Origin of the sequence: Nonomuraea sp. MTCD27 (assembly GCF_041950495.1) — a bacterium.
Taxonomy (GTDB): Bacteria; Actinomycetota; Actinomycetes; order Streptosporangiales; family Streptosporangiaceae; genus Nonomuraea.
Window position 1 is genome coordinate 53,322 of record NZ_JBGNUW010000043.1, and the last position, 10,157, is coordinate 63,478.

At 74.4% G+C, this 10,157-nt stretch carries 5 protein-coding genes; 2 read left to right on the forward strand and 3 right to left on the reverse strand.

The features are described 5' to 3' along the window. Nucleotides 1-2: 2 nt before the first annotated feature. Complete coding sequence (locus ACBJ59_RS60315) at nt 3-1,646, reverse strand: condensation domain-containing protein (protein ID WP_375118940.1); 1,644 nt, start codon at nt 1,644-1,646, stop codon at nt 3-5. Nucleotides 1,647-1,841: 195 nt separating this feature from the next. On the opposite strand from ACBJ59_RS60315, the gene ACBJ59_RS60320 reads away from it, so the two are divergent. Continuing rightward, a complete protein-coding gene (locus tag ACBJ59_RS60320; protein WP_375118941.1) occupies nt 1,842-2,093 on the forward strand; it encodes a phosphopantetheine-binding protein in 252 nt (83 codons plus the stop codon). A gap of 69 nt (nt 2,094-2,162) precedes the next feature. Here ACBJ59_RS60320 and ACBJ59_RS60325 read toward each other — a convergent pair whose 3' ends face one another. Together ACBJ59_RS60325 and ACBJ59_RS60330 are read right to left on the reverse strand one after the other, a co-directional pair. Then, a complete protein-coding gene (locus ACBJ59_RS60325; protein ID WP_375118942.1) occupies nt 2,163-3,689 on the reverse strand; it encodes an amino acid adenylation domain-containing protein in 1,527 nt (508 codons plus the stop codon). Between the two features lie 62 nt (nt 3,690-3,751). After that, complete coding sequence (locus ACBJ59_RS60330) at nt 3,752-5,113, reverse strand: condensation domain-containing protein (RefSeq protein WP_375118943.1); 1,362 nt, start codon at nt 5,111-5,113, stop codon at nt 3,752-3,754. A gap of 298 nt (nt 5,114-5,411) precedes the next feature. On the opposite strand from ACBJ59_RS60330, the gene ACBJ59_RS60335 reads away from it, so the two are divergent. After that, on the forward strand, nt 5,412-10,157 hold a 4,746-nt coding region (locus ACBJ59_RS60335; RefSeq protein ID WP_375118944.1), incomplete at its 3' end, for a beta-ketoacyl synthase N-terminal-like domain-containing protein.

Consider the following 10,157-nt stretch of genomic DNA (forward strand, 5'->3'; position numbering starts at 1 on the left):
GTTCACTCCGAGTTGCTAGGGATCTGGCTGGACGGTGTCCGCCGGCGGGGAGCCAACCGGCCCGCCAGCGCGGCCAACGGTGCGGGACCGGCGAGCTGCTGGAGGGACAGGCCCTCCCAGCCGCGCCTGCCCAGGTCGGCCAGCACCTGCGGGATGCGCAGGGCCCGGCCTCCGGCGAGCGTGTAACTGCGGGAAGGGTCGATGTGGGCCAGGCCGTGCGCGTCCCGCACGGCCTCGGCCAGCGCCTGTACGGCCGCGGACGGCGGCTCGCCGGTCGCGGCGGCGTCCCGGATCCGGCCGGCCGGCCGGGGCGGCGCGAACGCGGCCTGCCCGGCCGCCTCGCTGATCCGCAGGTCGGCCGCGGGGTCGTCGTGCGCGAGCACCAGGGCCTCCAGGCCGCGCAGGAACCGCTCGACGGAGGCGGCGTCCATGACCGAGGACATGGCGTGGAGCGACAGGGAGACGGCGTCACACCACTGGTCGACACGCAGGTACGTGTCCAGGCCGCAGTGCGCCCACGACTCCGGCTCCGGGTTCCAGGTGAAGGCGCTGCGCCGGCCGCCGTACTCCTTGGTGCGCTGCTTGATGAAGTTGACCTCCGACCCCAGCCGCACCTCCCCGCCACGCGCGGACCCCTCGCGCGACACCATCTCGACGACCTTGTCGTAGGGCACGTACGCGTGCTCCCCGGCCCGCCCGAAGCTCTCCGACACCCGCCGCAGCAGCTCCCCGAACCCCGGGTCGCCGGAGCAGTCCACCCTGACCAGCATCGGGGAGAACATGCAGGTCATCACGTCCGGGTACGGATGCGTCTGCCGGTTGCTGACGAACGACAGGAACCCCACGGACTCCTGGCCGGTGTAGAGCGCCATCATGGCCGTGTACGCGGCCAGGTGCACCAGCGACGGCCACACCCCGTGCCTGCCCGCGATACGCTGCCCGGCCGCCAGCAGCGCGGGCGAGATCAGCGTCGCGTGCCTGGCCACGGGTCCCTCCGCCGGCCCCTCCGCCGGCCCGCGCCGGCCCGCGAACGGATCGAGGGGCAGCCGCGCCACCTCCTCCTGCCAGTGCGCCATGGCGCGCGCCGCCACGATGGCCGCGTCCGCCGACGCCTCGTGGCGGGCCAGGTCGGACGGCTGGTGCCGGACCGGGGCCAGCGCGACCTGGCGGCGGGCGGCGGAGGCGGCCGACTGCGTCCGCAGCTCCCGCTTGATCTCCCCCAGCGTCCAGACGTCCACGGCCAGGTGGTTGAGCACCAGCACGCACTGCTTCGGGGCGCCGCCCGTGGTGATCAGGCAGGCGCGGATCGGCCACTCGCCGGCCAGGTCGAACGGCCGCCGGGTGAGCTCGTCGATCACGTCCACGGGGGTGGCGGTGCCGTCCCGCTCCGTGGAGACCTCGATCACCGGCAGCGCACGCGGCGGATCCACCCGCTGCTCGGGCTCGGGTCCGAGGTGGTACGTCGTCCGCAGGACCTCGTGCCGGCGGGTGAGATGGGTGAGCAGCGCCCGGCAGCGGGCGGTCGTGAGCCCGTCGGGCACCCGGAAGCGCAGCACCACGTGCGTCTCGTGCTGGTGCTCCGGCGGCAGCTGATGGACGCGCAGCCACATGTAACGCTGCCCCCAGCACAGGCTCGCTGATTTCATCAGGCATTCACCTCTACGGATTACGCAACACCCGAATACAATGAGAATTGGTCTTTCCCGGCCGCAGGGCAATGGGTGCGCAATGGCCGGTTCGGCGCGGGACAAGCTGCCAGCCGGGCCGCTCTTGACCTGGCCCCGGGATTTTCGGCAGCCTCTTCTCACAAAGTGATGAATCCGTGAGATGGGGGCATCGCCATGCTGGAAATTCCGGATGGTTTCCAGAGCCTTTTGCGGACGCATCTGCCGTACGCGGATGCCGGGGCTCTGACGGCTCACGACGAGCTGGGCGCGCTCGGGCTCGACTCGATGGGGGTCGTGCGGCTGCTGGTCGACGTCGAGAACGCGTACGGGGTCGAGCTGCCCGACGAGCTGCTGAACGAGGCGACGTTCGCCACGGTCGGCTCGCTCTGGCAGACGCTGGCCTCGTGGTGGCCGCCACTCCGCTGACCACCCGTCGCGGCCGCCTGTCACCGGCCGCCTGTCACCGGCCCGCGGCCGATCGCGCCGCGCGGCCGGTCAGCCGTTCAGCGCCGCCGCCGTGGCGCGGCGGTCCACCTTGCCGTTGGCGTTCAGGGGGAGCTCGTCCAGCAGGGTGACCGAGCGCGGCACCATGTAGCCGGGCAGCACCGCCGCGACCCCCTTGACCAGCGCCACCGGATCCAGGCCGACGCCGGTGCAGGCGGCCTCGAGCGCCGGCTCGCCGTCCGCGTCCGGCACCGCCAGCACGACCGCCTCGTGCACGCCCGGCTGGTCCCGCAGGGCGGCCTCGACCTCGCCCAGCTCCACCCGATGCCCCGAGATCTTGACCTGCTGGTCCAACCGGCCCAGGTGCACCAGCAGCCCGTCACGCCAGGCCACCCGGTCCCCGGTCCGGTACCACAGCTCCGGCGCCACCGTGGCCCCCGCCGGCTCCGCCGGCGTCGCCCGTACGCCGTCGAAAGCCACGAAGCGCCCCGCGTTCACCCCGGGGTCGTGGTAGCCGGGGAAGCGCTGCACGCCGCGCAGGCACAGCTCGCCCTCGGCGGCGGGCCGGCCCGCACCGTCCAGCACCAGCCGCTCCACCCCCGGGTACGGCAGGCCGATCGGCACCGTCCCGTTGGCCGGCTCCGGCCAGCGCGACCGGTCGGCCGGCAGGCGGTACTCGGTGCAGCTGATGGTCAGCTCCGTCGGGCCGTACAGGTTCTCCAGGACGCTGCCCGGCGCGGCCACCCGCCACGCGTCCGCCTGCCGCACCGTCAGCGGCTCCCCGCAGAACAGGCTCCAGCGCAGCGACGGCATCGCCCCGGGCGCCAGCCGGCGCAGCCGCATGGCCATCGACACCACCGACGGCACGCTGAACCAGTGCGTCAGCCGCTCGCGGGAGACGAAGGCCACCGGCTTGAGCAGGTCGTACGGGCCCGGCACGACCAGCGTGGCCCCGCCGCCCCAGGCGGCGAACATGTCGAACACCGACAGGTCGAAGGTCAGGTCGAAGGTCTGCGACACGCGGCAGCCGGGGGCGAGCTCGTAGCGGGGGACCACGTGGGCCAGGTACGCGTCCACGCTGCGGTGGCGCAGCGGCACGCCCTTCGGCACGCCGGTGGAGCCCGAGGTGAACAGGAGGTACGCCAGGTCGTCCACCCCGGCCGGGAGCGTGTCGGGCAGGCCGCGCGGCGGGGCGTCCAGCCGGTCCAGGCGCAGCGACAGCGTGGCGGCGGGCAGCACGGGCGGCCGCAGGGCGGCGTCGGCCAGGACGAGGTCGAGCCCGGCGGCCCCGGCCACCGCCCGGTTGCGCGCGGCGGGGGCGGCGGGGTTCAGCGGGACGGCGGTCGCGCCGAGCCGCTGGATCGCCAGGTAACCGGCGTAGGCGAGGACGCTGCGCGCCGCGTACAGGCCGACGCGGGCCGGCGGCTCGCCGCACGCGCCGACGATCTCGGCGGCCAGCCGCCGGGAGAGCGCGTCGAGCTCGGTGTAGGTGTGACGGGCCCCGCCCACCTCCAACGCGACCCGCTCGCCGTGGCGGGCGGCGGAGTCGGCGAACCACTGGTAAAGGGTGCGTTCCATGGCCTCTCCACAAGGGTGAGCGCGGCTCGGGCGGATCGGGCGCCGAGCGGCGACGGCGGCCGCTAGCGCGGCGGCTCGGGCGGTTCGGGCGGGAACAGCGACGGCGGCATCGCGGCGCCCACGTTCCACAGGTCCTTCAGCGCGTGCTGCGGGTCGGTCACCGCCAGCCGCACGCCGGCCACGAGCGTCCGCATGATGTCGGTCATCGCCTCGGCCGGCAGCACCTCGGGGTCGGCCAGCATCAGCACGCTGGTGCACCCGCCGCGCACCTCCACCCGCACCCGGAACGCCTGGCCGTACTGCTGGGCCAGCGGGGTCCAGGCCAGCTCGGCCGGGCTGGGGTCGTGCGGGTCGCTGGGGCGGCGGTCCACCTGGATGTAGTTGAACCAGGCGCGGAACAGGTGGTTGACCCAGCAGTCGTGCTCCGGCCGCTCGCCCAGCTCGGCCGCCAGGGCGGCGATCCGGTCGAAGTCGTAGCAGGAGTGCCGGTAGGCCTTGGCACTGGCCCAGTGCAGGCGCTTGAGGTGGTCGGCCAGCGTGGCACGCAGGTCCACGGCCGTGACGAACGGGATGAGCTGGTTCATCGTGCCCACATTGTGCTGGTCCTCCGGGTCGAACCGGTTGGAGGACATCAGGCTCATCGTCACCCGGTCGGTGTCCAGGTGGCGGGCCAGCCCCGCGGCGACGAACGCCATCACCACGGCCGGGGCGGTCACCCCGTGCCGCTTCCCCGCCTCCGCCGCCAGGCCGCCCAGGCTCCGCGAGCGCAGCGTCAGCTCCAGCCGGTTGCGCTTGACCTTGGCCGGCAGCGTGGGCAGCCCGTCCATCAGGCCCTTGTCCAGCACCGCCCGCCAGTAGCGCTCCGAGCCCTCCTGCCGGGGCCGCCAGGACTCCTCCCGCTGCCGGCGCGCCAGCTCGCGCGGCGGCGGGCCCACGGCCGCCGTCGCCCGGGGATCGGCCACCAGCGCCTTGAACTGGTCCTGCAGGTGGTGGATGGACCACAGGTCGACGATCAGGTGCGAGAACGTCAGCGACAGGTAGAGCGGCGTGCCCTCCGAGCTGACCAGCCTCCCGCGCCAGTTGGGGTCGCCGATCATGGAGAACGGCTTCGCCGCCAGCTCCGCCTTGGTCAGCTCGAACTCGGTGGGGTCGGTGACCACGCGGGCGTCGTCGTGTTCGACCGGCGGTGCCATCGCGTCGTGGACCCGCTGGACCGGCCGGCCGTCGCGTACGTGGTAGGTGGTGCGCAGCACCTCGTGCCGGTCCATGAGCCGCCGCAGCAGCTCCGTCACCCGGCCCGCGGAGAGGCCGCGCACGTCCCAGGTGACCGGCAGGTTGGCCTCCGCCAGCCAGTCGTCCGGATAGCGCTCGATTTCGCGCCAGCTGAAGAGCTGGCCGTTGCTGAGCGGCGCCTCGACGGACATGTGACCCCCTCCGCAGCTTTCTCCGTCCGTCATTCATCGCGGACCGGAACGCCTCGGGTCAAGGGCGCGGCCGGTGGGCGGCGGTGGCCACAAAAGGTGGCAACTATATGACGGCGGGCGGGGCGTGTGCCGGGGCGGAAAAGAACCTTATGGTCGCAGCAACTAAGTCATAGCCGCGAACTCGCACGGCTGTCGAGTAATTCTGCGCAGTCGTCCGGAAAAACCGTCGGCGTCATATTCGACGATCCCCGAGTGCTGAGGTGGCGCTTTGATGGCTGGCGAGTCGACACAGCGGACCGTGAACGATGTCCCCGTGGCCGTCGCCGTTGTCGGCATGGCCTGCCGGCTGCCGCGGGCCGCCGATCCCGGGCGGTTCTGGCGGCTGCTGCGCGAGGGCGTGGACGCGGTCACCGACGCGCCCGAGGGGCGGCGGCCGGCCGGCGCCGCGTACCGGCGCGGGGGCTTCCTGGAGGACGTCGACGGGTTCGACGCGGCCTTCTTCGGCATCTCGCCCAACGAGGCCGGGGTCATGGACCCGCACCAGCGCCTGGCGCTCGAGCTGGCCTGGGAGGCGCTGGAGAACGCGCGCGCGGTGCCCACGGCGCTGCGCGGGCGCGCCGCCGGAGTCTTCCTGGGCTCCATCTCCAACGACTACGCCGCGCTGCAGGACCGGCTCGGGGTCGGCGACCTCGGCCGGCACGCCTACACCGGCGCGAACCGGGCCATGATCGCCAACCGCGTCTCGTACGTCCTCGGCCTGCGCGGCCCCAGCCTGACCCTCGACACCGGCCAGTCGTCCTCGCTCGTGGCCGTCTGGATGGCCGCCGAGAGCCTGCGCCGGGGCGAGAGCGAGCTCGCCCTGGCCGGTGGGGTGAACCTGAACCTGCTGGCCGAGACCACCACCGCCATCGGCAACTTCGGCGCGCTGTCGCCCGACGGGCGCTGCCACGTCTTCGACCGCCGGGCCAACGGCTACGTGCGGGGCGAGGGCGGCGCGCTGGTGGTGCTCAAGCGGCTCCCGGACGCGCTGGCGGACGGCGACCCGGTGCACGCGGTGATCCTGGGCGGGGCGATCAACAACGACGGCGGCGGCGACGGGCTGACCGTGCCCAGCGGTCAGGCCCAGCAGGAGGTCATCACGCTCGCCTGCGCCACGGCCGGGGTGACGCCCGCGCAGGTCCAGTACGTGGAGCTGCACGGGACCGGCACCAAGGTGGGCGATCCGGTGGAGGCCGCGGCGCTCGGCGCCACGTACGGCGCCGCCCGGCCCGGCACCGAGCCGCTGCTGGTGGGCTCGGTCAAGACCAACATCGGCCACCTGGAGGGCGCCGCCGGCGTCGCGGGGCTGCTGAAGGTGGTCCTGGCGCTCAAGCACCGCGAGCTGCCCCCCAGCCTGCACTTCGAGTCGCCCCCGCCGGAGATCCCGCTGGAGGAGCTGCGCCTGCGCGTCGTCCGCAGCCCGCGGGACTGGCCGGACGGCGACGGGTCGCCGGTGGCCGGCGTCAGCTCCTTCGGCATGGGGGGCACCAACTGCCACCTCATCCTCACCGCGCCCCCCACGGACCTCCCCGCGCCTCCCGCACCGGCGTCCCCCTCCGTGCCCGGCTCCATGCGGGCAGCGACCTGGGCGCGTGTAGCCGACCCGGGAGCGGTGGCGCCCTGGGTGGTGTCGGCGCGGGCGGAAGGGGCGTTGCGGGCACAGGCCGCGCGGCTCTCCGCGCCGGCCGGCGATCCGGCGGTGGAACCGGGTGACGTTGCGCTGAGCCTGGTGCGCACCCGGGCCGCCCTCGACCGGCGCGCGGTGGTCCTCGCCGGGGACCGTGACACGCGACTGGCGGCACTCGACGCGCTGGCCGCCGGCCTGCCGCACGACGCACTGGTGACCGGGACGGCCCCCGGCGGCGGTCCCGGTCACGAGACCGGCGGCGGACGGGCCTTCGTCTTCCCCGGGCAGGGGTCGCAGTGGCCGGGGATGGCCCGCGACCTGGCGGCCGCCTCGCCGGTGTTCGCCGGGCGCCTGGCCGCGTGCGCCGACGCGCTCGCCCCCTTCACCGACTTCTCCCTCCTGGACGTGCTCCACGAACGCCCCGGCGCCCCCGGCCTGGACCGCGTGGACGTCGTCCAGCCCGCGCTCTGGGCGGTCATGGTCGGCCTCGCCGAGCTGTGGCGGGCCCACGGCGTCGAGCCCGGCGTGGTCGTCGGCCACTCCCAGGGGGAGATCGCCGCGGCCACCGTCATCGGCGCCCTGACCCTGTCCGACGCCGCCAGGGTCGTGGCCCTGCGCAGCCGCGCCATCGCGGGCATCGCCGGCAGCGGCGGCATGATGTCCGTCGCCGCCCCCCTCGACCTGGTGGAGCGGGCCATCGCGGACCTGGCCGCACCCGTCTCCGTCGCCGCCTTCAACGGGCCGCGCTCCGTCGTGGTCTCCGGCCCGCGCGAGGCGCTGGCGGAGCTGGCGGCACGGCTGGGCGACCACCCCACCAAGATCATCCCGGTCAGCTACGCCTCCCACTCGCCCGAGGTCGAGCAGGTACGCGACGAGGTCCTGGCCGCGCTCGCCCCGATCAGGCCGGTGAGCAGCGCCACCACGTTCGTCTCCACCCTCACCGGCGAGCCGATGGACACCGCCGGTCTCGACGCCGGCTACTGGTACCGCAGCCTGCGCCGGCCCGTGCGCTTCGCGCAGGCCGTGCGGGTGGCGCTCGACGCGCGCTGCGAGCTGTTCGTCGAGTGCAGCCCGCACCCCGTGCTGGTGACCGGGGTGGAGGAGACCGCCGAGGCGGCCGGGCACGACGTGGCCGCGGTCGGCACGCTGCGCCGCGGCGAGGGTGGCCGCGAGCGGGTGGTCCGCTCGCTCGCCCAGGCGTACGCGTGGGGAGCCCCGGTGGACTGGGCCGGCCTCTGCGAGACGGACGGGGCGCGAATCGTCGACCTGCCCACCTACCCGTTCCAGCGCCGCAGCCACACCCCGCCGCTCACCGCCGGACGGAGGAGCCCCTCGCAGGTGGCAGCCCCGGCCGAGGTGGAGCCCGACGTGCCGGCGGCCGCGCCGCGTTCCAGGGAGGAGCTTCGCGAGCTGGTGCTGTCCACCACCGCCCGGCTGCTCGGCTACGACGATGCGGCGGAGGTCGCGCCCGGCAGGACGTTCAAGGACCTGGGGCTGGAGTCGGCGTCCGGCGTCGAGCTGCGCGACCGGCTGCGCACGGCGACCGGGCTGCGGCTGCCGACCGGGCTGCTGTACGACCACCCGACGCCCGACCGGCTCACCGCCCACCTGCACACGCTGCTGACCGGCGGCGACACCGCGGCGGCGCCCGCCGCCCCGGACACGGCCCCGGACGACGACCCGATCGTGGTGGTCGGCATGGGCTGCCGGTACCCGGGAGAGGTCACCTCGCCGGAGGGTCTGTGGCGGCTGGTCGCCGGTGGCACGGACGCGATCGGCGAGTTCCCCGCCAACCGGGGGTGGGACCTCGACGCGATCCTCGCCGACGGCCCCGGCCGCTCGGGGACCAGCGACACCAGGCACGGTGGATTCGTCTACGACGCCGACCTGTTCGACGCCGCGTTCTTCGGCATCAGCCCGCGCGAGGCGGCGGCCATGGACCCGCAGCAGCGGCTGCTGCTGGAGGTCTGCTGGGAGGCCCTGGAGCGGGCCGGGATCGACCCCGCCCAGTTGCGCGGCTCGGCCACCGGCGTGTTCGTGGGGGCGATGGCCCCCGACTACGGTCCCCGGTTGCACCAGGCCACCGGCGTCGCGGGCGGCCACCTGCTCACCGGAACCGCGCTCAGCGTCGTCTCCGGGCGCATCTCGTACACGCTGGGCCTGCGCGGACCGGCCATCACCACGGACACGGCCTGCTCGTCCTCGCTGGTCTCGATCGTGCTCGCGGCGCAGGCGCTGCGGCGCGGGGAGTGCTCCATGGCGCTGGCCGGCGGCGTCACCGTGATGTCCAGCCCGGGGATGTTCGTGGAGTTCAGCAGGCAGAACGGGCTGTCCGCCGACGGCCGGTGCAAGGCGTTCTCCGCCTCGGCCGACGGCACCGGATGGGCCGAGGGCGCGGGCGTGCTGCTGCTCGAACGGCTCTCCGACGCCCGCCGCCACGGCCACCCCGTCCTCGCCGTGATCAAGGGAGGCGCGGTCAACCAGGACGGCGCCAGCAACGGCCTCACCGCGCCCAGCGGGCAGGCCCAGCAGGAGGTCATCCAGCGAGCCCTGGCCGACGCCGGGCTCACCGCCGCCGACGTCGACGCGGTCGAGGCCCACGGCACCGGCACCCGGCTCGGCGACCCCATCGAAGCCGAGGCCATCACCGCCGTCTACGGGCGCGGGCGGCCGGCTGATCGGCCGGTGTGGCTGGGGTCGGTGAAGTCGAACATCGGGCATGCGCAGGCGGCTGCGGGTGTGGCGGGTGTGATCAAGATGGTGCTGGCGTTGGAGCGGCGGGTGTTGCCGCCGACGTTGCATGTGTCGGAGCCGACGCCGCATGTGGACTGGTCGGCGGGCAGTGTGCGGTTGCTGACGGGTGCGGTGGAGTTGCCGGGGTCGGGTCCGGTTCGGGCTGGGGTGTCGAGCTTCGGGGTGTCGGGGACGAACGCGCACGTGATCGTGGAGAGCGCGCCCGAGCCGGAGGACGTGCTGCCGGTTCGGGGGCCGGTGGTGGGCGGTGGCGCGCTGGTGTGGGTGGTGTCGGGTAAGAGTGCGGCGGCGTTGCGGGGGCAGGCGGCGCGGCTGGTGGAGTTCGCGGCTGGGGTGCCGGAGGGCGAGCTGGCTGGGGTGGGTCGGGTGCTGGCGGGCCGGTCGGTGTTCGGGCATCGGGCTGTGGTGGTGGCGTCGGATCGGGCGGAGTTGCTGGCCGGGTTGGGTGCGGTGGCGGCGGGGGAGTCGCATGCGGCGGTGGTGAGCGGGTCCGCGGTGGCGGGTTCGGACGTGGTGTTCGTCTTTCCTGGTCAGGGGTCGCAGTGGGCTGGGATGGCGGTGGAGTTGCTGGACAGCTGTGAGGTGTTCCGGGTCGAGGTGGAGCGGTGTGATCGGGTGGTGCGG

Coding starts and splice junctions, on each gene's coding strand:
- ACBJ59_RS60315 (WP_375118940.1), bottom strand. CDS start 1,646: ATGAAATCAGCGAGCCTGTGCTGGGGGCAGCGTTACATGTGGCTGCGC.
- ACBJ59_RS60320 (WP_375118941.1), top strand. CDS start 1,842: ATGCTGGAAATTCCGGATGGTTTCCAGAGCCTTTTGCGGACGCATCTG.
- ACBJ59_RS60325 (WP_375118942.1), bottom strand. CDS start 3,689: ATGGAACGCACCCTTTACCAGTGGTTCGCCGACTCCGCCGCCCGCCAC.
- ACBJ59_RS60330 (WP_375118943.1), bottom strand. CDS start 5,113: ATGTCCGTCGAGGCGCCGCTCAGCAACGGCCAGCTCTTCAGCTGGCGC.